Genomic DNA, 23,618 nt, shown 5'->3' on the forward strand with positions numbered 1-23,618 from the left:
CATTTATTATGGTTGAGTCTTGAGAAAAGTCCAAGGTCGATGTCAGCATTAATATGCTTTTTATGAAAGGGCTGGAGTGTTTCTGTTTTGCAGATAGATTTCAGCTTCTTGATTGGTTTGCTTCATGGCCTTATACAAACCTTTATCGCGACCAGCATTAAAAAAAGCAACACCAGCACTTAATAATGCGGCACCAGAAGCGGTTGTGGCAATGGCTGCGGGGGTGGCAAGTCCAATGCTGCCAGTAAAGGACAAGGCAGAAATCACAAGCAATGCACAGCCTAATACTATAAACATTAAGCTGGCAATGAATTTACCCATACTGCCTTTTCCCTCAACCTGTTCTTTTAAATGCGCGTAATTTTGTATGCGCTCAGGCGTTGGTTCTAATGCAAGTGCTTGTGTTTGCTTGATGACTGCGAGGAATCGTTCCTCCTTTGTTTCTTTATAAAACTGCCATGCTTCTTTCATTGTTTTTTGAGCGGCTTTTATAAGCCGTTGTTGATGTTCATGAAGCCCACTTTGCAGCATTGCTTGTAAGGCATTCTGTTGTTCATGATAGCCTTGAATTTCAGTGATAATAGAGGTGAGTGCTTGATCATGCAATTGCGTTGGAGAATGAATAATGGCTGTAGACAGCTTGTCTAAAAAATAAGTGGCCATAGGTTCATCGTCGTGTGCTAGATGAGTAAGCTTATCCATATGAAGCAATAAAGTCTCTGCATACTCATTGCAATGGTTTGCCGCAATATGAAGAAGGATAATGGCAAAAGTTTGGCGGCCATCGTAGGTATCATGATGAAATGCTTGGCCTTTTGCTGCATACTCTTCGAGATTGGCAAGATATAAGTCAGCCATTGAGGACTTTTCTGCAACTCGCGCCGTGTTTAATGCTTCGGTCAACGTACGATTCACATACACAAATAATTGGCCAAGAGCTTGATTGGATTTGTAGGCATTCTGAGAAAAGTTGATGTTATCATGAACGCGTTTAAGTTCTTCCGGCAAGAGACTAATTTCACGAACGTATGCCGCATTTGCTTCAGCAAGGTTTTCATGCGGCTGAATTTCAAAGTGAGCCCCCCGATAATAAAACTCAATGGTGGGGGTTTCGCCAAATGGATAGGGATGCCGGGTCGTTGCTCTTGAACCAACCAAATTATAGTTATCCTTAGGATTGTCAGTATGGCGGTTGGTAATGTATTCATAAGTTTGTACTGAAATACCGAATTGGTCGTGCAATAAATTAGCTGCTTCCAGATAATGAAGATGATTGTAGGCGCCATCGGCTTGTACATCTCTTAACAACCCAATGCTTGCTGCATCGTAGCCATCCGATAAACCAACATTCGCAATACAATGCCTTAAAACGGGAGAAAAAATGATTTCGTTTGCATAAAATGAGTGTGAATTTAAATAGGAATCTAGGGTTTGCCAATTAAAGGCTTCATGAGCATCGACCCCATAATATCGGCCAAAGGTTTCTTTGAGCTTTTGATAAGATAAGTAAACGGGGTTTTCGCTTAATTCTGCCAGGGTTCCTTGAGTTTCCCGCTCGGCCAATTGATGAATCCCGCGCAATAATTCTGGTAATGCGCTGTATAAAGCACAATTATTTAATAAGCCGGTGATTCTTGGGAGAGGCATAATTTCCACTGGTTTTGAATAAAATTAGAACAATTTTATTCTAATAGCCGTTATACCGTCAATGATGCTTTGCAGGCGGAAAGGCATTCTACGGAGAATATTTTTGCATGTTAGCAGGCCCATTTCATGGCACTCATAATGGAATAAATTTCATTATCGCCAATGACCAGATGATCCAATAATCTCACATCAACTAAGGCCAGAGCTTGTTGTAATCGCTTGGTGACGGCGCGATCATGTGGACTTGCATCTGCGTGTCCCGAAGGATGGTTATGAGCAAGAATTAATGCGGCAGCATTGAATTTTAATACACGTTCAATGATGGGTCGGGGATGTACAGTGGCGGCATCAATGGTGCCAGTGAATAGTTCTTCATAGGCGAGTACGTGATGTTGACTGTCAAGGAAAATAGCAGAAAATGTTTCATTTTTCTTGTCTCTTAAGCAGCGTTTTAGAAAAGCGTACGTTTGATAAGAATCAGTCAACTGTCCATCTTTTTGCAATCGAATTAAATCACTACGACGGCATAGTTCACGTACGGCTTGTAATTGCACATAACGGACGGTACCTAAGCCACTAATTTGTTGAAAATCGGATAAATCCGCATTGAGTACGGTTCTTACATCACCAAGATGATTTAATAAATCATAAGCTAAATGCACACAGGATTTTTTGCCATGGCCTGAGCTTATAAAAGCGGCGAGTAATTCTACGTCAGAAAGAGCTTCAGCCCCACTGATTAATAGTTTTTCGCGTAGACGCAAATGTCGTCTTAAGTCCTGGCATGTCATGATTATTCCTTTATAGCGAGGTTTATATTTTGATGTATACTTGCTTGGATCAACATCATTTAAGCGATGTTTGAAATTATTTTTAATAAAATTCAATCAATATGCAAGATTTTGCCAATAAAAAGATAGTCTTGGGAGTTTGTGGCGGCATAGCTGCTTATAAATCTGCTTATCTCATTCGAGAGTTGACTCGTTTAGGTGCCTCGGTTCGTGTGGTTATGACAGCCTCAGCACAACAATTCATCACTCCCATGACGTTGCAGGCATTAAGTGGTCATGAGGTGCGTTGTCAATTGTTCGATGCGCAGGCAGAAAAAGCAATGGGACATATTGAGCTTGCGCGTTGGGCGGATTATTTATTGATTGCACCAGCTTCAGCAAATTGTCTGGCTAAACTGGCGCATGGACTGGCGGATGATTTGCTTTCCACGTTGTATTTGGTAGCCGAAGTCCCTGTTATTGTTTGTCCTGCCATGAACCGTAGTATGTGGACCCATGAGGCAACTCAGGCCAATCGCGTTTTACTCGAACGCCGTGGTGTGGTTATAGTGGGACCAGAGGAAGGCTCACAAGCTTGTGGGGAACATGGTTTTGGCCGCATGAGCGAAGTGGATAATATTATTGATGCGCTGCGCTTATATGAAGTCCATCAATTATTGCGGGGAAAACAAGTAATGATTACTGCTGGCCCTACACAAGAAGCAATTGATCCCGTACGTTACATCAGTAATCGCAGTTCAGGAAAAATGGGTTATGCATTAGCACAGGCTGCTTTGATGGCTGGCGCAGAAGTGACTCTGGTAAGTGGTCCTTCGGCATTACCTCCACCTGCGAAAGTTGATTTTCATAGCGTACACTCTGCCGAAGAGATGTTGGATAAAGTCATGCATCATTTAAAATCCGACATGATTTTTATTGGTACGGCCGCAGTAGCGGATTATCGACTTCAAGCACCTGAACCTGAAAAAATTAAAAAAGTAAACAGAACGGATTAGCGCTTAATTTAATACCTAACCCGGATATTCTTGCAACGGTAGTTGCTAGTGGCCAAGCTTCTTATGTGGTTGGGTTTGCTGCAGAAACCACGGATGTCGTCCAGCATGCTAAAGAAAAACTGCAAGCCAAAAAACTGGATATGGTGATAGCAAATCAGGTTGGCAATGGGCTTGCTTTTGATAAGGACTATAATCAAGTAACGATCATTACAAAAGACGGCCAGTGTGAGTTGCCTTTCAGCCATAAAACAAGGCTTGCTGGGCAAATTGTTGCAATTCTTGCAGCAAACTTGCAAAATGGCCCCAAATGAATAGGGGTATAAACTGATTTTTAATGTTTCCCCTAAGAGATTTGTTACAAACATTTCCTGTTTTGGGCTTTAATTTTTTGATTTGAGAAATACTATGGAACATGCAATACAATTAAAGATTCTTGATGCCCGTATTGGCAACAGCATTCCTTTGCCTGCATATACTACTCCCGGGTCGGCTGGACTTGATTTACGTGTTTGCATTGATGAACCCATACAAATTGCCTCACAAGAAACTGTATTGTTGCCTACTGGAATCGCGATTTATATTGCTGATCCAACGCTTGCAGCGGTTATTTTGCCGCGTTCAGGCCTTGGCCATAAACATGGCATTGTTCTAGGAAACTTGGTGGGATTGATTGATTCTGATTATCAGGGCGAATTAAAAATATCATGCTGGAATCGAAGTCAGGAGCATTTCACGGTTAATCCTGGCGAGCGTATTGCCCAATTAGTTTTTTACCCATTGTTCAAGCATCCTTTTCCATTGTGGATTCTTTTACAGAAAGTTCTCGTGGGCAAGATGGTTTTGGCAGTTCCGGGAGGCATTAATGATGGGAAAGCCCGCATATCGCCAAAAACAAGTTTGTCGTCATGTATTTAGAGCTTACGATATTCGCGGGATCATTGATGAACAACTGGATGCAAATGCTTTTTACAGCATAGGCAAAGCCATTAGTTGCCGTTTGCATGCTTTGAATCGACAACAACTATTTTTAGCTCGCGATGGTCGTTTAACCAGCGAGACGTTGGCCAATGCTTTAAAACAAGGGTTATTAGACAGCGGCATCGATGTGTTTGATCTTGGTGCGGTACCTACGCCTGTGATGTATTACGCAACGCATGCCAGTACAATCGATTGTGGTTTGATGGTTACAGGTAGCCATAATCCAGCCAATTATAATGGCATAAAAATGGTGCTTGCCGGCAAAACGTTGGCAAATGATGACATTGAAATTCTGTATGATTTAAATAAAAATCTTCAATCATTAAGTGGACAAGGAGTGTATCAAGCTTACGATATTCTAAACGAATATATTAACCGTATTGTCAGTGATATTAAGTTGCATCGACCATTTAAAGTGGTGGTGGATTGTGGTAATGGCATTGCTGGTCCTATCGCGCCGCATATTCTTGAACGGCTGGGATGCGACGTTATTCCGCTTTATTGTGAAGTTGATGGACGTTTTCCCAATCATCATCCTGACCCTACCGTTGAAGCCAATTTAAGAGATTTAAAAGAAGCGGTGGCTGCCCATCATGCTGATATTGGATTGGCATTTGATGGTGATGCGGATCGGTTAGGGGTGATTACCAACGACGGAGAGCTCATCTGGCCGGATCGATTGTTGATGCTATATGCTCACGATATTCTTAGCCGTAATCCAGGTGCTTCTATCGTGTATGATGTAAAATGCTCCAGCCATCTAGCAAATGTAATTGAACAAAACGGTGGTAAAGCCAAAATGTGCCCTACTGGACACTCAATTGTTAAAGCCGTAATGAAGCAAGAGCATGCGGCATTAGCGGGAGAAATGAGCGGGCATATCTTTTTTAAAGATCGATGGTATGGTTTTGATGATGCACTTTACAGTGCTTGTCGTTTGCTAGAGATTTTAAGCCAAGCCCCTCATACGGTAAGTGAACAATTTTTTGCTATACCGAATAGTATTAATACGCCTGAAATTAAAATCCCTATTGCCGATGATGAAAAATTCATGTTCATGCAACGATTTAGTGAACATGCAAATTTTATGGGTGCGCGTCTGATTACGATTGATGGTTTGCGAGTTGAGTTTAATCATGGTTGGGGCTTGATTCGAGCTTCCAATACCACCCCTTGTTTGGTTGCGCGTTTTGAAGCGTGCGATCAAGCAGGCCTTGCTAGCATTAAGGCGTTATTTAAAACGCAGTTGCATGAGTTAGATAAAGATTTAGAGATACCTTTTTAGGCGCCCATGTGAATTTAGAACCAAGTTTAAATAACAATCCATTTCTGGTGTCTCCTCATCCGATGAATATGTAATTGCTTTTCTCTATTGATTGCTTGCTCTTTTTTTGATTAATATGTCTCTGTAGTTTAATCAACTCGTTTAGGAGACGAACATGCTATCAAGAAACTCTTTGGCAAGATTATTGTTGTCCCAATTGACTCAACAAACACGTGCTGCTACTGCCCATGCCAGGAGCCGGGGGTATCTTTTTAGCAGCTCATCAACCTACTAATCATCCATCCCATCTTACCACACCGTATCGTTTATTCCGCTCTTGCCCTGATGAATCGGCATTAATCGCGAGCTGCAATCGCGCGAATGCTAATTTCCATGATACCCATGCAAAACTTGCAACTAACGCATTGGCGGGAATTCGACATATCGTGGTTTATTTAAATTTCAATGTATCTTTGTGGCAAAGAAATGAAGCTAAGGAATACGCAGAAATACAAACGGTACCGTCTCCCGCCCTAAGTGCACCCTATATTCTTGCAAAAACAATTCTACATAAAAAAGTAGAAATTAATTTGCTATGGGATGCTTTAATGGCTGCCGAAATTGACAAGCCTGGAATGCATGAGGGATTAACCAGCATACTCGGTGATCTTACTGCCATATCCAGGCAAGTTAAACAACATTCTTCTAGGTTAGGGGCGGTAGTAAAACCATCCATCACTTTAATGAATAGGTCTATTTCGGCCATTCAAGATACCTTAACTTGTCAATCACCGAGACAAGTTAAAAAGTACCAAGAGCAATATTTGCAGGATACCTCAGAACTGATGGGAACGTTAAGTCAGTTGGTTTGCGATTTGCAAATGAGGGGCCTGCGCAATATTGTATCCTGCTGGCGTGCAAACCATGCTGTTCATCTGGACAGTTCTCGTATCATGATAGTCGGTACAAAAGCTCCCAGGAAAGAGATGATTGAAATAACCTGTTTTCAAACACTGTATGAAGAAGCTGGCATAGTAGAGGCGGAACACAAAGGATATGTGATGTATGTGGAATCTCCTGCAAAACAAATGTCCACCATTCAAATCAGGGATTTAATCTCTGATTATGGGAAGCATTTGTTAAATAAAAAATAGGAAAACGAATTTTGGGAGATGAACTGGCAATGGAGGAAGACGTATTGGGGAAATATGCCCAATCAAGCATAGATCGATTAAGAAAAGAAGGTTGTCCTTATAAACCTCAATGATAAAGGCAAACAAAGGTTAATCATGAATATTTAATAAAACTACTTATCAAGTCTGATTACCTGCGGATAATCAGACTTTTTGTTCTTAAGGCTCTTGTGTTTAGAAAACACTATTTTCAATCTATAAGATTAGATAACTGCTCGCTGATTTCAATTTCTTCGTCTTCATTGATGTCTGGGGCTTCATCGGGATCATATTCATATTCAAGTTTAGGTAAAGAATTACTTCCAAAAAGCCAAAGGTCGGGGTTAAATCCTTTGGCTAATAGAAAATCGGCTGAATACATCGTTTCTAAAGTTACTTTTTCTCCGACCAGCGTTTCGCGATTACCGCGAATGGCAAGAAGGGCTCCTTGAGCGGTAAGAATAGTATCCGGCGATTCATTCGGTGCATCAGCAATTTCTCCTGCTAAGGAGGCTGGATTTTGTGAGGGATGGGCGTTCACATCACCGGAAAAGTAAACCTGCTTTAATTCTACGTTAGCGGCACGACCAATCAAGCTGCCAACGGCTTCAAGGCTCTTATGGCTCGGCCACAAATAGTAATCACTCAGGGCATAACTATTCAAAATAGAAGATTTATTGAGTTGACCAACAAGGCTACCTACATTGGTAATTTTTGATGGGGTAAGCGCTCGCAATATCAACTGTGCTTTACTTTGTTCGATGATTAACTCTGAACCATGGCCTACCAGACCGCCAATATTTTCAATATCATTCTCATATTTTATGATTCCATTCACTGACATGCGATGCATGGTGCTTCGCTCCGCGAATCCAGCGATAATGCCCTGATTATTTTTGGCCGTCATCGAGAAATCATTCACTGTAATATTGGTAAAAGCACTGTCTCGGGCGACTTGGGCGACAATACCTGAAGGGCCTTCGCCATTTGGCTCCAGAATGGCTCCATTGATATTGAAGTCTCTAATGGTTGCACCTGCTACTGTTCCAAATAATGGTTGTTGAGGAGGGACAGTAACGGTTTTAAAATTGCCTAAAAATGTCCCTGTAAATGGTGTATCTTCGTTGCCGATCGTAGTAAAAGGTACGGAAGCTAGATTTACGTCAGCTGCTAATTTAAAAACCTTCGACCATAGATTTGGGTGTTGAGACAGGTAGGCTAGCTGCTCACCAGTACAAATCGCATAAGGATATTTTAAACTTCCTTTGCCCCATGCCATCCCTGAAGGTTTGCGATGGCGTTTGAGCGCGCACTTATATCCCAATGTTGCCGAGATATTTACTCCAGAGATGTCATGAGAATGTTGGGTAATGGTAATTTTGGTGTTGGGAATCGTGTAGGTCTCGTTATCTTCCATCACATGGATGAGCGAAGTCATCAAAAACTTTCCTGAAGCATGATGAATACTTAGGCCGGTTTGTGCTTGGGGGCGTAAGTTTTCTTCATAAGTTCCCGGGACAGGGGCTCGATAAGAGAGAAAATAGTATTTACCAGGCTCATCGTCATCTGCAATGCGTGCAATTAATAGAGGATGAGTTTCTTCTGAGGTTGCCAAGGGTTGAATGGTAACGTTTTTTGTTTGACCTCCCAATCTTGAAAACACTCTGGACACTGACCAAACCATTTTTTACCCCATATATGAGGGGCATTATAAAAAACCGTTCCCCCTGCTTCCATGGGATCTTGCTGGCCATATCCTTCGCCTTTGCCATCATTGTTAGTATCGCGTTTCGTATGCGGAAAACCCATATTATGGCCATATTCATGTGGGTATACTCCAAGAGAGCTTTTTGACATAATCCGATCAGCGCCAATGGCCATGGCGCCCCATTTTCCAGGTTTAGCACAACTTTTTGCTAAAATCAGCAAAGTTTTGTGATTGAATTCAATCCCGGGATTTTGTAATTTGGCCAGTTTTACCGCTTCGGCAAAAATTTCATTTCTGCGCGCGCAGGGATCAATGTCTTTAGGTAAAACAATATGAAATAGCTCATCTTGGCCATCATGATCCAAATCAAAATTAAAGGTTATGGCGCCTCTTGTCACTTGATTGAAGTAGTTTTTCATATTGGCCATTTTTGCTCGAATCTCAGCTTCTTCGCGCTTGAATGGATAAGGGTAGCTTGGCATACTTACTGCCATAACAAGATCGTTGATTACCTGAGTTTCTGCAAAGAGTTTATTGGATAGAAAGAAAGCAATACATATACCGCATAGCCATAATTTTGGGTTCATAGTTAATCCTGGTAAGAGAGATAGGGATAGGATGTCAATTGCTATAACACGGCTATGTGAAAGGTAAGTCCAATTAAAGCACTCCCATTGAATGGTAACGATACCACTTTAATTTAAAAAGACTATCTTGATTTGGTCAGGAGAGCAAGCATGATTGAACCTATTGAATTTGCATTTAAATGTGTTTATCAGGATTTGCGTGCAGCATATAACATGACGTCTAAAACATCGGAGTGCTGTTGGCGAGCGGCAATCTTTTCTTGTTGCAAAAGATGCAAACCATGTTGAGTGCATAAACTTTGAATATAATCCGGGCTATGACAAAAACGAGCGCTTTCTTGCAGTTTCCATGCACCGTCTGTACAAATCTCACTGGTAAATATAAATAATCCTTGCTCAGTCAGGCGCGAGTGAATGGCTTGAAACAAGGTTTGTAATTCACCCATATAAGGCAGTATGTCCGCTGCAGTAATAAGATCATACGAATGTTTATCTTGTTGCAGAAAAGCTACGACCTCAGCTTCCACCAGTTCATCATAAATGTTTTTATCTTTCGCTCGTTCTAACATTTTGGCGGCTATATCAACACCAGTTAAGTGGCTTGTTATTTCTCGCAGAATAATTCCTGTTAAGCCAGTACCGCAGCCTAAATCAATGGCGCGCTCGACCTTGAGGCAATGTAATTGGTGCAGCAGGCGGGCAATATGTTGTGGTAAGGAATAATGCAAGGTTCCTTTCATATGTTGATCGTAATAAAGAGCATAATTATTAAATAAATTACTCACATAAGAGAGGCTTGATTCTGGATTTTTATCATCACCAGTCAGCGCCCGCAGCATAAATTGAGCGGCTGAATCATCTGGCTTAACGGTAAGTGCGCGTTTGAGGAAGCTAATGGCTTGTTCGCGTTGCTCCAGGCGGATATAAATGGCTGCCAGGTTGTTCAGTGTGGCGAAATGCGTATCTTGCAACGTTAGGATCGTTTCAAAATGATTGATGGCTTCCTGTAGATGACCGAGTGTCATTTGTGCTACGCCACTGTTGTATAGATATTCAATATTTTTAGGATCTTTTTTCAGCAAAACATCGTAATGCATTAATGCATTTTCAAAACGATCATGGTGCATGAATGTTGCGGCAAGATTATTACGAGCATCCATGTGTTGATTATCAAATCCTAATGCTTTGGTAAAATAATCAATGGCGATTTGTCCTTGTTCACGTTTTAGCGCGATAACACCTAAGTTTGTTAAGGCTTGCACATGCTCGCTATCGATGGCCAATACTTCTTGAAAAGCTTCCTCGGCTTCATCCAGCAGATTAGCTTCAAGATTCAGTACACCCATATAAAATCTGGCGTCCACATGATTAGGGTTTAAAGTCAAGACGTTGTTGAATTGCTTTTTGGCGGCTTCTAGTTGATTTGCCTGCAGCAGCAATAAGCCCAAATTATGGTGAGCTGCGGCAAAATCCGGTTGCGCATGCACTGCCAAGCGATAATGATTAAGCGCTTGCTGATAATTTCCTTGCAGCGCATATATGGTTGCCAAATTATTGTAGGCTTGAGCATAGTCAGGCTGAAGCTCCAGCGCGCATTGATAATGATGAGTGGCTTTATCCAAGAGATGCAAGCGTTTGTAAGCGTTTGCTAAATTGTTGTGTAAGCTGGCATCCTTGGGTTGGATAGTAAGGGCTTGACTAAAATAATCAATGGCACGTTCCATCTCTCCAAGTTGAGCATATGCCAGGCCAAGAAAATGCAACGCATCTGCATGCTTGGGCGATAACTCTAGCAATTGCTCATAGAGATCAATGGCTTGCATCAATTGATCTTCTTGCTGTAATTGATAAGCTTTATCGAATAATGCTTCAATATCCTGGCTCATTATCCTCTATAAAAAATAAGTTAATGGCTACCCTCGATGCGTTGCTCTTATTAATCCTGGAGCTCCAGTGGTAGTTTCAGTGGGTCGCTCTATAGGAGATGAGAATAACAAGAAACCCTGTGCGCCAGCAACAATAGCTTTTGGTGGGGAAACTCTTGATTCCGAGGCGGGGGTTGCTGGCTCTGTTAATGGACTTGGCACATACCCACGCTCTGGCTGTTGAGAATAGATTGCTCCGGCTTGTACTATTGCTGTTAATAGTATTTCACGGACCAGAAGTTTCTTTTCTGGCAAGCTTAGGTTTTGATAAAAGGTCCTAAAACCAAGTAGATTGGCCGCATCTTTTTCTGGAGTCGTGGTGTCAATCAATAATGCTCTTTCCTCGGTGAGAAATCCCAGGGACTCAAGTCGATCATGAGCAAATTTAAGGCCACCGACTTGACTGCGGCTAAATGCGACTTCGCCATCAATCGAGGCAAACAATAACTCCTCAATGATTGCATCCATTCCACGGCGTTCAAACTCCCGGTCATACCAAGCTTGAAAATCGGATGGGGCACTGCTGCGCAGGTCGCGGCATTCAGCAACAAACTCAATAAGATCGCTGACTATTTTGGGTTTGCTTTTTGCGGACAGTTCGGCGCGCATACAAAGATGAGGAACCAGTGTTATTAGGAAGGTTTGTATATCCATTGTTGATGGTGGTTCACCCCCTCTGTAAGAAGTAAAAGAAGGGGAAGCAAAGAACCGCTCTAACACTAAGGGATGAGGTAAGTAATGGCGAAGGAGCGGCAAGGTTGCAGCAGCTGCATCCGTTTGTTGCATACGGACTATCGTTGCCAACGCGGCTGGATTTTTATCGCAAATGCCTGTGACTAACATGACGGCTTCTATCATCCTAATTAATTCTTTATTAGAAGCATCAGAAACGATAAAGCCGGCGTGTTTTGCTGCGTTTTCCATCAGTACGTATAATTCTGACAGATCGGTGGTGCGCTCGGGACTGAAGACCATTGTCGTTCCTAATACGATAATGCGGTCTGCCATAAATTCAAGCAATGTTTTTAACTCAGGATGTGTATCGAGATCCAATGATTCGGTTAACCATCCCAGGATTCGGTTAGCAGTGATTTCTTCAACGCTGGCAAAAGGGGCGCTATTAACCTGTTCATGATCATGAAATTCAATCATAAAGCCTGCGATGGCTCTTAAAAACCGATCATCTGGACTGTCAGTATGAAGTAATTCTAAATCTTTGGTAACAACGTGCAAACTACGTTCTTTAATTTCTAGGGCATGTGGTATGGCATGATGCAATTTATGATGTGCTTTGGCAGCGACATCCAATTCAGGCCCATGCGTGCGGCGTAGTGCATGAAGCGCAGCTGCATAATCAGTGCCAGATGCACTTAAAAAAGCATCCACTGACCGTAAAGCTTCTGCAGGCAGGTGCATTTGCTGTTGCAAGGAGGCAATGACAGTATCCAGATGATTTGCTTTAAGAAATAGTTTGTTTTCCTTGCAAATAGTTTGTAGTTTGGTCATTAACTCCGTGAAAGCTTCTCTATTTTTTTCATATAACTCAGCAAGAAATTGCAATGATTGGCTATTTAAATGCCAAATTTGCTCGGATTGATTGGTAATTAAGATTGCTACATTCAGTAAGCGGTAATGATCATCATGGCTTGCTAAGGTTTCAAAATAGCGAATGGTTTTTACTAACTCTTCAATGGAGCGGTGTTTATCTAATAGATGTCCTGTTAATACATCCAGCATAGCACTGTGGCTGCGAGGATAGCCGGAATCGTATAGAGCGGTGATAAATTCAGCAATAAAACTCTCAGGTTTATCCGATGTTTCATCCATAGGTAAGACTGGAGAAGAATGTGTACAACCCATAATTATCTCTTCAAAATGAATAAAATAGTTTTCATAATGAAATCAGCGTGTTGTGCTTAGCCAAATAATCAGTGCAGTAAAGATGCGTTATTCATCTGAGTTTGCAATTGTTGTAAAGCCATGGCTCGATGACTGATTTCGTTTTTAATTTTAACAGATAGTTCCGCTATTGTACAATTATATTTGTTTAAAAAAAATACAGGATCGTAGCCAAACCCATGCTGCCCATGGGGTGTTTTAGTAATTTTACCGAACAACTGTCCTGTGGCGATTAAAGGGATGGGATCATCAGGGTATCGTACTAATGCAATGGTGCAATAGAAATAAGCCGATCGCTGTTCATCAGGAATATTAGCCATACGCGTGAGAAGAAGGGCAATATTATCGTGGCTTGTTGCTTTGGATCCTGCAAAGCGGGCGGAATAGATTCCGGGCGCGCCATGCAGAGCATCTACAACCAAACCGGAGTCGTCAGCAAGTGCAGGCTTATTTCCAAGGTGGCTTGCGTGTCGTGCTTTAATAATAGCATTTTCTATAAAACTTAAGCCTGTTTCATCAGCTTCAGGAATATTCAGGGATGGTTGAGGGATACACTGTATGGAAGGCAATAAGGCCTGAAACTCAGCAATTTTGCCGGGATTGTTGGTGGCCAGGATGAGTTCTTTCAAATTAGTTTCCTGCTAAGGCAATATAGAATTAGACTACAATATTCGTTTGCGGATAACAATGTATAGTCAGTATCTACTTCGAGTGTTCGCCTTCTTGCTTACTTTATAACCCTGCCGGCTGTAGCGATTGTTATTTATTATTTAATGAAATAAATAATCCACTTTATTTAAATTATTTCCAATATATGAATTTTATTGATTCATATATTGGCTCCATACATACGTTGAGGTCACCATGAAGTTTATTAAAGCGCTAAAAACTACCGCACTTGCAGCTAATGCTTCTGCAAAGCAGGTGGGATTTTAGAGAAAGGATGCATGCATAATGCAGCTGGTTACCGCAAAAGGTAACCAGCTTAAGGAAAACCTGGATGGTGCACTACCTAAGTAACGATGTTTACTGAATACAATCTGAATTATTGGATGACAAAGTAATCAGGATTGTAATCATAACAATGTAAAGACACGACTTCATCGCCAAGTCTTACACTAAATACCCCCGCATTTACATCAACCAGTGCTGGGTTTACGTTTTGATAGCACACTCGGTTTGTACCTCCAAGGGTTAAATAGTAATAATCGCGATCTACTGCGACTGGTGCAGCAGGTACATAAACGCCTTGTTCTTCCTGAACCACGATCGGTTGACCCGTTATGGCTATTTTATCTGCTGACGCTGATAGGCTAAATGCCATAGCCGATAATGCAATGATGCTTAATATAAATGATTTCATCGACGTATCCTCCGTGACCTCACCCACTTCCCATGTAATGAGCTTACATACACCATACGTTTTCTGATTCAATAAGAGTTATTTAAAGGAATCGCATGGTTAATATAGTATAGATTACTATGATATTTTTTGCTCTGAATGGTTAGTTAAACAGCTGGTTTAATAACAAGCAATTCCGCGTCATAAGTCATGATACCTAGCAAAAAAGCATGTAACCAATGACTGAAAGAAATGGAATAATAATGCTCGCGTGATAGTGGGTGGGGGGAGTACGGGTCGGCAATATGCAATGTATTAGGGTTTGCTTCATAGCCACGGATGACAACGAAATGCCCACTGGGTGCTCCTAACCATTCATCGTAGACAACCCTATCTTCTTTGTTCGTATAATCACGCATGGTTTGGTATAAATAAGTTGCACTAAGGCCACTTATCAACGGTGTATTTTGATCGACCTGCTGTCTGATTAAATCAAAATTCATTTCTGAGAAATGGATTCGACCACCAAGATCCAAAAACTGAAGATACGCTTGTGTGGTCAAATGCATTTTTTGATGAGAGGCATGGTTTAATTGTTCGTATAATTTTTCACGTATCAGCACAGATTTTTTTTTAAACCATGTTGGATCAAGTACATGCAGATTAAAAGAATATAAATCCGCTTGATAACCTCGACTTAATGCATGGCAACCAAGTAATATGGCAAGGGTTCCTCCACTTTCAAGATAAGGAACTTCTTTAATGACTTGTTCTAAATTTATTTTATCTTCAAAATAATGATAAATGGCTTGTAAACAAGTAGGACCGCAGGAAATGCAATCAGGTTGTGTTAAGATAGATAAATTTAACATCAGTTTGACTCACGCATCATGACCATTAAACACCAACTCATTGATATCATTAAGTATAGCCGCGCGCAATGTACCTTGCCTATACAGGTAACGTTGAAATATGCGACTTCTGATAATTTTATTGGGCATGTGATTGATGGCTATCATACAAATGCGGTCCATCTTGGATTATTAACTTCCAAACCTCTGCAACAGTTGTGTGAAGTGCAAGAGCATCTTCTGGTAAATTATGGTTGTACCTTATTAGTCTATGATGCCTATCGACCATTAAGAGCCGTGAAATATATGGTCAGATGGTGTGAGCAAACCAACGACGATGAGATCGATTTACCCACTAAAATGAAATATTTTCCAGCCGTTGAGAAGAGGCAATTACTCAATTTGGGTTATTTGGCAGCGGAAGTTTCCAGTCATTGTTACGCTAATACCGTCGATGTTGTGCTAGCGGATATGGTAACAGGCGAACCGTTGAATATGGGCAGTGCATTTGATTGTTTTGACCCTATTTCTCATACCAATGCGGATATAAAAACCATAGGGGCGGATGCTCATCGACATCGTTATATTTTAAAGTCAGCGATGCAGCGCTTTGGATTTATTTCCTATGAAAAAGAATACTGGCATTTTGAGTTTTCAGAGAAAGAAATTGATAAACCACTGGATGTTCCTGTTGCACTTGATGTGCTTACAAGTCAAGATAAGATAATTTTTTAGCTATTCAACATCAATCTGCAAGTTTTTGCTGACTAATTCTTGTCATTTATAGATTAAAATGGCTAATATTCATGCCGCCGCATACGATGACCAGTATGGATTTTAATGGATGAATAATGGAATGATTTTCATAGACTGGGAATAAAGAAGCGCCACTGGACAGTTCAACCAACATGCGTTGCTCTTTTGCAAAAGCACGACTCCCTAACTCTGCCTCCTGATCACTGACGACGATGTTTTTGATGGTATGTTCATTTGTCCATTGCAAGAGCCGCTCGCTAACGTGTTTTGCTCCAAGGCTGGTGGCTTTGCTGGTGATGGATGGCAGCGTTATATGGCGGTTAGCGTTAACCGATTGAAAAAATGAATCGGCTCCAGTGGTTTCAACAGCAATTAATGGCACATGATTCCAGCCGTATCGACGCATGCCCTCCAGAACACCACAAGCTAATCCACCTCCACCTACAGAAACAATCACAGCATCCGGTGGTTCCAAACCTTGGGTAATGACTTCCTCTATCATGGTTGCATGTCCATCCCATAGCATGGGATGATCAAAAGGTGGAATATAAGCTGCCTTATTATTTTTCGCAAAAATCTCCGCTGCCTGATGAGCTTCATCCCATACCGCCCCTGCAACGATCACTTGAGCCCCATAGGATTTAATGGCGTCAATATACATTGGATGGCTGCTGCTTGGAATGAAAATGGTGGTTGACACCCCTAATTTCATTCCACAATAGGCCACTGCAACGCCGGCGTTACCTCCGGATGAGGCAACAAAGGATCGCCTGCCTCTTCTCACCTCACGCTGGCATAGTTTGCCAATTCCGCGCAATTTAAATGAGCCAGTTGGTTGCAGGAGTTCCAATTTAAAGTAAATGTTCTTGCCTAGGGTATTATGCAAATGCTGTGATGAAATTAATGGTGTTTTGATGTGGAGCGGCTGCATTACATTCATCCTTTTAATGATGGTTATGGTAAGAAAATATGGCCTTGCAGATACAATTGACAGGAACCGGATAATAAAACTCTATCTGCCACGACTTCACACCATAATTCTCCTTCGCGCTTCAACCCTTGGAAAGCATGTATTATTTTCTTATTCAGTTGTTTACTCCAATAAGGCGCTATGACGCAATGTGCTGAACCGGTTACAGGATCTTCTGGCACATCACAACCGGGATAAAAGCAGCGTGAATATACATCGCCAATGCTTGCTGGCGCCGACAAAATGATGCCGCGATGATTTAATTTGCTGATTGCTTGCAAATCAGGCTGGGCTGCTTTTACGTCACGTTCACTATGACAAATGAACAGTAAATCAAAGGTGCTTTCGTAACTTTCTTTGGGTTGAATATTGAGTGCATTTAACAGGGAAGATGGTGGCGTTGTTGGCGTATATGGCAGTGCTGGAAAATTCATTTGCAATAGTGTGGTGTTTTTCTTAACGCGTAATTCACCACTGTTACTGTGAAATACCACTTCATTATTCTGATGTCCTAATAGTTCAAAAATAACAAAGGCACTTGCTAGTGTGGCATGTCCGCATAATGCTACTTCCGTATTGGGTGTAAACCAGCGAATCTGATAATGATTGTCTTCTGGAAGAATAAATGCAGTTTCAGAAAGATTATTTTCCGCTGCGATCAATTGCATTTGCTGATCACTTAACCAGTTATTTAAGGGACAGACTGCAGCAGGATTACCTTTAAATAGTTCCGAAGCAAACGCATCAACTTGGTATATGGCCTGTTTTTTCATAAATACTCCTGATTGGAATAGGAAATAATAGCATGCTAATATATAGCATGCTATATATTTGGTTATTTAAATTCATGAAGACATCGACCCTCATAAAAAAAACCAGTCGTCTTTTAATTAAAAAAGCGAATGATTTATTAAAACCTTATGGAATCACGCATGCTTACACCTATTTTCTGATGGAACTTTATAAGCAGGAAGGTGTAACTCAGGCAGAAATGAGCAAACGCATTGGCATCGAACAGCCAACTGCTGTTAGAACATTAGATAGAATGGAAAGGGACGGATTTATCATGCGTGAGCAAAGCTCAATGGATAGACGCGTCGTATTGATTAGACTCACCGATAAAGGCAAGCAATGCCAATCGACTATTTTACGCTGTGCTGAACAATTAAATGAAGTTGCCTTAAAGGGATTTACGCAAAATGACCATTTATTGCTAATGCAATTGCTGACACAAGTCATCTCTAATTTAGAGGCGGATTGAGTCTATTTTCAGAGTGTTCTGATGAGGCATGGTATATTGCACTATAGATAGGGGAAAAATATATATTTTAAGGATTAAATGTTAGAGCAAATAACACCATAAGGAAATATTGATAGGTATTAGACCGATTCGATAAATCTGTGAATCACTAACCATGTTGGCCAGGCTTTATTAATGAAATTAACTATACTGTTAAGAGAGATAGTATTATGAAGCAAGTCTTGACGCATCAGGAAGACTTAAAGAAGGCAATCTAGAAGGAATGGAAGCCGTGTTGAATAATATATTAATGGCCAGCGATTTTTCAAAACATGCTCATTATGCTTTGCAGAGAGCAACAACGTTGGCAAGGCAGAATAAAGCCTCTCTCCATTTTGTGCATATTTTAAATAACTCATGGATGGCTAATTTTACGCAATTTCCAATCAATGAAATGCAACAAGCATTGTTTGCAGAAAAAAGAAAGCCGAACAACAATTATTTAATTTATTAAAAGAATACACTCACGATTCCTCTTCTCATGTTTCAGTGTTGACCGGCAGGGTGATTGATGAAATTGTCCGATATGCTGAAGAAAACCATTGCGAACTGATTGTGGCAGGCGCACATGGTCAGTATTACATCAATGATTATCTTTTAGGAACCACTTCTGAGTCTATTGTAAGACAAAGTCATATCCCGGCGCTGCTTATTAAAAAAGAACCAATGGCTGACTACAAGCGAATATTAATCACAACGGATTTTTCTGAAGTCAGCAAAGGCGCAGTTGAATTTGCTTTTAATTGTTTCCCACAGGCGACGCTGCAAGTCCTTCATGTTTTGGATATACATCACAGACAATTCTTCGATAAGAATGAAGACGTTCTTTCTTCGAAACCGCCTATAACGAAAGACATCATAGAAAGACTCGATGACTTTCTGAAGACTTGTCATGTGGGTCAAAAAAAATTTCAGAAAAAAATAATTGGTGGTTATTTTGCGGATGCAATTGTAGAGCAATCTGAACAGTGGCAAGCTGATTTGATTGTGTTTGGTACTCAGGGAAATTCAAAACTGCATTATATGATAATGGGCAGTGTTGCCACACGAATTCTCCATAAGAGTGGTGTTGATATGCTTGTTGTTCCACCAAAGAAAAATAATTAACCTACTGGTTAATGGGAATTAAAACAGATGGAATCAATTAGTGAATGGTGGATGTGGGTAGGATTTTTCATGATTATCCTCTCCACATTAGCAATTGATGCGTTTTTATTCGGAGGGAAGGAAGTTCACCGCGTTTCTACCAAGGAGGCGTTGGCTTGGAGTATCGTTTGGTTCTTGTTAGCCATTGTTTTTAATGCCTTATTCTGGTGGTATCTTGTGTCTCATTATGGGCACGACGTCGCTAATAAGAAATCCATTGAATTTTTCACGGGTTATCTTATCGAAAAATCCCTATCGGTTGATAACGTTTCGTTTTTTTGATGATGTTTCATTATTTTGCTGTGCCTCTTGAATATCAGCGACGCGTTTTATTGTTTGGTGTTCTCGGCGCCATTGTAATGCGGCTGATGTTTATATTACTCGGTGTGTGGTTAGTGTCTCAATTTCACTGGATTCTTTATTTATTTGGAATATTCTTAGTCATTACAGGCATTAAAATGTTTTTATTTGCCAGCAAAGAACCAGATCTTGCTAAAAATCCAGTGTTGCGCTGGATGCGTCGCTATTTAAGAATTACGAAAGAATTGCACCAGGAAAAATTATTTATACGTATAAAACAAGTACTGCATGTGACGCCTCTTTTATTAGTATTGGTCTTAATTGAAACAAGTGATTTAATATTCGCTTTAGACAGTATCCCCGCCATTTTTGCGGTGACTGAAGATCCATTTATTATTTTAACGTCTAATATTTTTGCCATTCTGGGGTTGCGCGCTCTTTATTTTTTGTTAGCCAATATGGTTGAGCGTTTTTACTTGCTTAAATACGGCCTTGCTTTCATTTTAGTGTTTATAGGCAGCAAAATGCTAATCGCTTACTGGGTTAATATTCCTGTGCTAATTGCATTGAGTGTGGTTGTAATGACCTTGGTGACTTGCATGGTGTTGAGTATCTTTTTTCCTGGGTTTATGAAGAAATGAGCAATTTCAGGGTAAGCATGTTTATATTCAGACTAACATTAAATTTAAATAAAATTTATTAATATTCAAAAAATTAAATGTAATTATTTTAAAGGACAGGATACGTGATAAATTTTTTACTGGTATTGTTGGCGTTTATTTTAGTTTTATTAAATGCTTTTTTGTAGCTGCAGAATTTGGGATGGTTAAGATTCGTGCAACACGCGTTGAAGCAATTAAGAACGTCTATGGTTTAAGAGGACAAATTCTGTCTCATGTGCATAAGCATCTTGATGCTTATTTATCCGCATGCCAGCTTGGTATAACCTTTGCGTCTCTTGGATTGGGTTGGATTGGTGAGCCGGCGTTTGCTCATCTTCTCGAGCCGGTTCTTGCGTTTATCGGGATTGTTTCTCCGCAATTAATAACGGTAGTGGCTTTCTTTGCAGCCTTTTCTTTTATTTCAATTCTTCACATTGTGGTTGGGGAATTAATGCCCAAATCACTTGCTATTCGTCAATCTGAAAAAGTATCGGTTTGGACTGCTATCCCATTGTATGGGTTTTATTGGTTAATGTATCCAGCTATTTGGTTATTGAATAGTTGTTCAAATTTTTTATTAAAAGCGCTGGGCTTGGCACCTGTGCAACAGGGAGAGCATTTTTATACCACTGAAGAAATTAAATTGCTTTTAAGTGCTAGCCACCTGCATGGCGAACTCACTAAAGAAGAAGTAGAGATAATTGAACATACGTTGGATTTGGCAGATCTTCGTGTCACTGAAGTGATGAGATCTCGTGAAGAAATGATCATGATTGACATTAAAAAACCTATTCAAGAGATTATGAGCATACTCCTCGAATATCGTTATAGTCGTTATCCAGTCTACGATCCCGATAAACAGGATGTAATTGGGATTATTCATGTAAAAGATTTACTTCCAGTCTTATATCAACAAGGGGAGATAAACGAATTACAGTCTTTATTAAGGCCTGTGTTGAAGGTTTCCCGACGCTTGCCAGCATTGGACTTGCTACGTAAATTTCGTGAGGGGATGCCACATTTTGCTTTGGTTTATAGTCGACAAGATGCGCTTCTTGGATTTATAACATTGGATAATTTGTTGCAAGTGCTGATTGGTCGCATCAAAGATGAATTTCATCGTACACAAGTGGATTGGGTATTAAATGAAGATGGTAGTTTATCGGTTGTAGGAAATTGCTCTATTTACTCGTTGGAGCAGGCTATTGATCGAGATATTGATGTCAATGAAGACATTGAAACACTGACGGGTTTGATTTTTCATCGATTAGGCTATATACCAAAGGAAAAAGAACACATTAATTTCCCGGAATTTGATGCGGTTATTGAACAAGTAAGTGGTTCCCGGATTCTTAAAGTCAACATTTATCCCAAGCAATTGACAGATAAAACAGAGAATGAGTGATGACAAAAACCTATAGACGATCTTCTGATATGCTGCTTGCAATTGCAAATCAAAGTGATTTAAACAGAGAAGTTACTTATCAGCGTATTTTACAAATACTTGGAGAGCGGGCTTTTGGTATCATTTTATTATTTTTTGCCTTGCCAAGCGCGTTGCCTTTTTCAGTGATTCCAGGAATTTCCGTATTTTTTAGTTTGCCAATAGCGATACTTGCATCGCAAATGGTCTTTGCCCGAAAAACGCTTTGGTTACCTAAAATGCTAGCCGAGCGCACCATTCACTATGAAACCATGACTAAAATGATTCATGCGGCTGTTCCTTATCTCATAAAAATAGAATATTTTTTAAAACCGCGATGGGCGTTTATGACTTATCGCTTCATGGAAATTGTGAATGGCATCATTATTTTTTGCATAGCGCTGCTTCTGATGCTGCCTATCCCGTTGAGTAATTTTATCCTTGCCACGTTGCTTATTATTTTTAGTCTTGGTCTTATAGAAAAAGATGGGCTCTTTATCGTCCTGGGATATATTGCTGCCATTTTTTACGTGAGTTTTATTTATCTATTTATTATGACAGCAATTAAGCGTTTGTTTAGTTAAGTGTCATTAAAGTAATCCAGAACGGATCCGTATAAATAAAAAAGTAATAAAAATATCTTTATTTTAACGCAGGCATGCCTATAACATGTCTGCGCCAACATCTTGCGTTTCTGTCATATTATGTTCAGTAGATGGTCGCTGGGGCTGCATTTTTTTTGCAAATAATCCTATTGATATAGCAAGGGTAGCGCCTGCAACGGCAGTAATAACGATCGCTGCAGCTAAGGTAATTGGAATGAGGGGTGGAAATGCAATCGCCAGTATGCCGACTGCTAATGCTCCAACACTGATGGTGGCTAATGCACCCAGGCATTTCAACTGAAATGAATGGTTATGAGAAAATTGAGCATCGAAATTAATTTCATAGTTTCTTCTAACTTCTTTTTGAAGAGCGTCAATGACTTCAGGCTGTTTGATGTCGTGACTATGCAGCGTACTAACAAGATTGGCTAACAGTTTTATTTTATGTTCATAACTTACATCAGCCAATTCTTTATTATATTCATCAATGACATTTCTTACCGCCCTGGGTAGTTCATCAAATGTTGGCTCACCTTTTTTGAACTGAGCCAAGTAGTTCGTGTCAAGTGCAATGAGTGGTTTCGGGGCAATACCTGCATTTCTCATTAAGTCTCGAGCTTTTTCATTGAGCTCAGCTATTTTGGTTTGAACTTTAGCCATGTAGGCATCGTATAAGGATGGGTCGGTTACGCCAAATTTTTCCAGTTCATTGGTGGAGCAAAAGGCAGTGATGCCGCCTTGCTCAAGTAAGAAACGCGAATACCCTGCGCAATTATGATATCTACTAAAAAATTTATAATAGGTTTCTTTGAAGCCTCGATGAACGATGCTCTCTGGATCTTCAAATTTTTCTATGCCTTTTTCTATCCCTTTTACATTTAATCCAAATAAGTTTAAATGTTCGAGGTAATCATTATCTTTATCATCTAGCGTAAGTGAGTTTCCCGATGGTAAAACCCATTCTTTAAGGGGTAATTTACCATACATCATGTCTTCATCAGTACCTTCTACGTCGATACCCAGGCCTTTTTGGGTTTTTAGTTGTTCTACAAAATCTAAAATAATGTATTTTTTTTCAAGAGCAGTTTTATCTTCTCGCAGTTTTTCTATCAGAGGACGTAACGCTTCATAGGCTTCAGCTTTTATCAAGGATTCAACACGTTTTTCTGAACCGGTTGTCGTATCAATCCCTGCGTGTCTTAAGACTTCAATATTATCTGGCAGATGATCGTCATCATAACCATCTTCCAAATCCTCATCATCATCAAATGCATGATGTTCAAGCATGATTTGATAC

General features: G+C 40.4%; 21 protein-coding genes and 3 pseudogenes. 12 read left to right on the forward strand and 12 right to left on the reverse strand.

Features of this window, described 5'->3' with window-relative positions; genetic code table 11:
• Positions 1–60: 60 nt before the first annotated feature.
• Together LOA_RS03110 and radC are read right to left on the reverse strand one after the other, a co-directional pair.
• On the reverse strand, positions 61–1,647 hold the full coding sequence (locus tag LOA_RS03110; RefSeq protein ID WP_025385102.1) for a hypothetical protein: 1,587 nt from the start codon (positions 1,645–1,647) through the stop codon (positions 61–63).
• Positions 1,648–1,757: 110 nt separating this feature from the next.
• The gene (radC, locus tag LOA_RS03115; protein WP_025385103.1) at positions 1,758–2,438 is read right to left on the reverse strand and encodes a RadC family protein; all 681 of its coding nucleotides are present in this window, start codon (positions 2,436–2,438) and stop codon (positions 1,758–1,760) included.
• Positions 2,439–2,539: 101 nt separating this feature from the next.
• Here radC and coaBC point away from each other — a divergent pair.
• The 4 genes and pseudogenes from coaBC (at position 2,540) to LOA_RS03135 (ending at position 6,829) form a co-directional block, all read left to right on the forward strand.
• A pseudogene (gene coaBC, locus LOA_RS03120) lies at positions 2,540–3,744 on the forward strand (bifunctional phosphopantothenoylcysteine decarboxylase/phosphopantothenate--cysteine ligase CoaBC).
• A gap of 94 nt (positions 3,745–3,838) precedes the next feature.
• Positions 3,839–4,296 (forward strand): annotated as a pseudogene (gene dut / locus LOA_RS03125) (dUTP diphosphatase).
• Positions 4,296–5,696: a phosphomannomutase/phosphoglucomutase gene (locus LOA_RS03130; protein WP_025385104.1), complete on the forward strand. Its 1,401-nt coding sequence runs from the start codon at positions 4,296–4,298 to the stop codon at positions 5,694–5,696. The pseudogene dut and the gene LOA_RS03130 overlap by 1 nt, the downstream one beginning before the upstream one ends.
• Before the next feature lie 227 nt (positions 5,697–5,923).
• Positions 5,924–6,829: a hypothetical protein gene (locus LOA_RS03135; protein ID WP_148294858.1), complete on the forward strand. Its 906-nt coding sequence runs from the start codon at positions 5,924–5,926 to the stop codon at positions 6,827–6,829.
• Between the two features lie 229 nt (positions 6,830–7,058).
• On the opposite strand, the gene LOA_RS03140 is transcribed toward LOA_RS03135, so the two are convergent.
• From LOA_RS03140 to LOA_RS03170, 7 genes are all read right to left on the reverse strand, one after another.
• Positions 7,059–8,531: a M26 family metallopeptidase gene (locus LOA_RS03140; RefSeq protein ID WP_158423013.1), complete on the reverse strand. Its 1,473-nt coding sequence runs from the start codon at positions 8,529–8,531 to the stop codon at positions 7,059–7,061.
• Entirely contained in the window at positions 8,429–9,142 is a 714-nt protein-coding gene (locus LOA_RS03145; protein WP_025385107.1) for a hypothetical protein, read from the reverse strand. Before LOA_RS03145 ends, LOA_RS03140 begins: the two co-directional genes overlap by 103 nt.
• 188 nt (positions 9,143–9,330) lie before the next feature.
• Positions 9,331–11,028 carry a tetratricopeptide repeat protein gene (locus LOA_RS03150; protein WP_025385108.1) on the reverse strand — a complete coding sequence of 566 codons (1,698 nt, stop codon included), beginning with the start codon at positions 11,026–11,028 and terminating at the stop codon, positions 9,331–9,333.
• A gap of 27 nt (positions 11,029–11,055) precedes the next feature.
• On the reverse strand, positions 11,056–12,927 hold the full coding sequence (locus LOA_RS03155; protein ID WP_025385109.1) for a hypothetical protein: 1,872 nt from the start codon (positions 12,925–12,927) through the stop codon (positions 11,056–11,058).
• A gap of 68 nt (positions 12,928–12,995) precedes the next feature.
• Positions 12,996–13,595, reverse strand: a complete 600-nt coding sequence (gene rdgB, locus LOA_RS03160; protein ID WP_025385110.1) for an RdgB/HAM1 family non-canonical purine NTP pyrophosphatase — start codon at positions 13,593–13,595, stop codon at positions 12,996–12,998.
• Between the two features lie 416 nt (positions 13,596–14,011).
• The gene (locus LOA_RS13625; RefSeq protein WP_025385111.1) at positions 14,012–14,329 is read right to left on the reverse strand and encodes a hypothetical protein; all 318 of its coding nucleotides are present in this window, start codon (positions 14,327–14,329) and stop codon (positions 14,012–14,014) included.
• 146 nt (positions 14,330–14,475) lie between these two features.
• Positions 14,476–15,180, reverse strand: coding sequence for a C39 family peptidase (locus LOA_RS03170; RefSeq protein WP_025385112.1), 705 nt, complete (start codon positions 15,178–15,180; stop codon positions 14,476–14,478).
• 18 nt (positions 15,181–15,198) lie between these two features.
• Here LOA_RS03170 and LOA_RS03175 point away from each other — a divergent pair, with 18 nt between their 5' ends.
• Positions 15,199–15,894, forward strand: coding sequence for a M15 family metallopeptidase (locus tag LOA_RS03175; protein ID WP_025385113.1), 696 nt, complete (start codon positions 15,199–15,201; stop codon positions 15,892–15,894).
• A 46-nt stretch (positions 15,895–15,940) separates the two neighbouring features.
• On the opposite strand, the gene LOA_RS03180 is transcribed toward LOA_RS03175, so the two are convergent.
• Entirely contained in the window at positions 15,941–16,846 is a 906-nt protein-coding gene (locus tag LOA_RS03180; RefSeq protein WP_025385114.1) for a pyridoxal-phosphate dependent enzyme, read from the reverse strand.
• A gap of 23 nt (positions 16,847–16,869) precedes the next feature.
• Positions 16,870–17,658 (reverse strand): PhzF family phenazine biosynthesis protein, encoded by a 789-nt coding sequence (locus tag LOA_RS03185; RefSeq protein WP_025385115.1) that lies wholly within the window; start codon positions 17,656–17,658, stop codon positions 16,870–16,872.
• A gap of 74 nt (positions 17,659–17,732) precedes the next feature.
• On the opposite strand from LOA_RS03185, the gene LOA_RS03190 reads away from it, so the two are divergent.
• From LOA_RS03190 to LOA_RS03215, 7 genes and pseudogenes are all read left to right on the forward strand, one after another.
• On the forward strand, positions 17,733–18,146 hold the full coding sequence (locus tag LOA_RS03190; RefSeq protein ID WP_025385116.1) for a MarR family winged helix-turn-helix transcriptional regulator: 414 nt from the start codon (positions 17,733–17,735) through the stop codon (positions 18,144–18,146).
• A 271-nt stretch (positions 18,147–18,417) separates the two neighbouring features.
• On the forward strand, positions 18,418–18,639 hold the full coding sequence (locus LOA_RS15720) for a universal stress protein (protein ID WP_274544620.1): 222 nt from the start codon (positions 18,418–18,420) through the stop codon (positions 18,637–18,639).
• Between the two features lie 50 nt (positions 18,640–18,689).
• Positions 18,690–19,292: a universal stress protein gene (locus LOA_RS15145; protein ID WP_274544621.1), complete on the forward strand. Its 603-nt coding sequence runs from the start codon at positions 18,690–18,692 to the stop codon at positions 19,290–19,292.
• Between the two features lie 27 nt (positions 19,293–19,319).
• A complete protein-coding gene (locus LOA_RS15150; protein ID WP_238551310.1) occupies positions 19,320–19,613 on the forward strand; it encodes a TerC family protein in 294 nt (97 codons plus the stop codon).
• A complete protein-coding gene (locus tag LOA_RS03205) occupies positions 19,613–20,272 on the forward strand; it encodes a TerC/Alx family metal homeostasis membrane protein (protein WP_238551311.1) in 660 nt (219 codons plus the stop codon). Before LOA_RS15150 ends, LOA_RS03205 begins: the two co-directional genes overlap by 1 nt.
• 104 nt (positions 20,273–20,376) lie before the next feature.
• Positions 20,377–21,698 (forward strand): annotated as a pseudogene (locus tag LOA_RS03210) (hemolysin family protein).
• Complete coding sequence (locus LOA_RS03215; protein ID WP_025385119.1) at positions 21,698–22,300, forward strand: exopolysaccharide biosynthesis protein; 603 nt, start codon at positions 21,698–21,700, stop codon at positions 22,298–22,300. Before LOA_RS03210 ends, LOA_RS03215 begins: the two are co-directional and overlap by 1 nt.
• A gap of 78 nt (positions 22,301–22,378) precedes the next feature.
• On the opposite strand, the gene LOA_RS03220 is transcribed toward LOA_RS03215, so the two are convergent.
• A complete protein-coding gene (locus tag LOA_RS03220; RefSeq protein WP_025385120.1) occupies positions 22,379–23,608 on the reverse strand; it encodes a hypothetical protein in 1,230 nt (409 codons plus the stop codon).
• Positions 23,609–23,618 lie beyond the last annotated feature (10 nt).

The sequence above is a fragment of the Legionella oakridgensis ATCC 33761 = DSM 21215 genome (assembly GCF_000512355.1).
GTDB lineage: Bacteria > Pseudomonadota > Gammaproteobacteria > Legionellales > Legionellaceae > Legionella_A > Legionella_A oakridgensis.

Bases quoted from the DNA above. Each gene is read 5' to 3' on its own strand.
- LOA_RS03155 (WP_025385109.1), bottom strand. From the start codon at position 12,927: ATGGGTTGTACACATTCTTCTCCAGTCTTACCTATGGATGAAACATCG.
- radC (WP_025385103.1), bottom strand. From the start codon at position 2,438: ATGACATGCCAGGACTTAAGACGACATTTGCGTCTACGCGAAAAACTA.
- LOA_RS03110 (WP_025385102.1), bottom strand. From the start codon at position 1,647: ATGCCTCTCCCAAGAATCACCGGCTTATTAAATAATTGTGCTTTATAC.
- LOA_RS03150 (WP_025385108.1), bottom strand. From the start codon at position 11,028: ATGAGCCAGGATATTGAAGCATTATTCGATAAAGCTTATCAATTACAG.
- LOA_RS03180 (WP_025385114.1), bottom strand. From the start codon at position 16,846: ATGCAGCCGCTCCACATCAAAACACCATTAATTTCATCACAGCATTTG.
- LOA_RS03175 (WP_025385113.1), top strand. From the start codon at position 15,199: ATGACCATTAAACACCAACTCATTGATATCATTAAGTATAGCCGCGCG.
- LOA_RS03190 (WP_025385116.1), top strand. From the start codon at position 17,733: ATGAAGACATCGACCCTCATAAAAAAAACCAGTCGTCTTTTAATTAAA.
- LOA_RS03140 (WP_158423013.1), bottom strand. From the start codon at position 8,531: ATGGTTTGGTCAGTGTCCAGAGTGTTTTCAAGATTGGGAGGTCAAACA.
- LOA_RS03215 (WP_025385119.1), top strand. From the start codon at position 21,698: ATGACAAAAACCTATAGACGATCTTCTGATATGCTGCTTGCAATTGCA.
- LOA_RS03205 (WP_238551311.1), top strand. From the start codon at position 19,613: ATGATGTTTCATTATTTTGCTGTGCCTCTTGAATATCAGCGACGCGTT.
- LOA_RS03185 (WP_025385115.1), bottom strand. From the start codon at position 17,658: ATGAAAAAACAGGCCATATACCAAGTTGATGCGTTTGCTTCGGAACTA.
- LOA_RS03220 (WP_025385120.1), bottom strand. From the start codon at position 23,608: ATGCTTGAACATCATGCATTTGATGATGATGAGGATTTGGAAGATGGT.
- LOA_RS15150 (WP_238551310.1), top strand. From the start codon at position 19,320: ATGGAATCAATTAGTGAATGGTGGATGTGGGTAGGATTTTTCATGATT.
- LOA_RS03135 (WP_148294858.1), top strand. From the start codon at position 5,924: ATGCCAGGAGCCGGGGGTATCTTTTTAGCAGCTCATCAACCTACTAAT.
- LOA_RS03130 (WP_025385104.1), top strand. From the start codon at position 4,296: ATGATGGGAAAGCCCGCATATCGCCAAAAACAAGTTTGTCGTCATGTA.
- LOA_RS03170 (WP_025385112.1), bottom strand. From the start codon at position 15,180: ATGTTAAATTTATCTATCTTAACACAACCTGATTGCATTTCCTGCGGT.
- LOA_RS13625 (WP_025385111.1), bottom strand. From the start codon at position 14,329: ATGAAATCATTTATATTAAGCATCATTGCATTATCGGCTATGGCATTT.
- LOA_RS03145 (WP_025385107.1), bottom strand. From the start codon at position 9,142: ATGAACCCAAAATTATGGCTATGCGGTATATGTATTGCTTTCTTTCTA.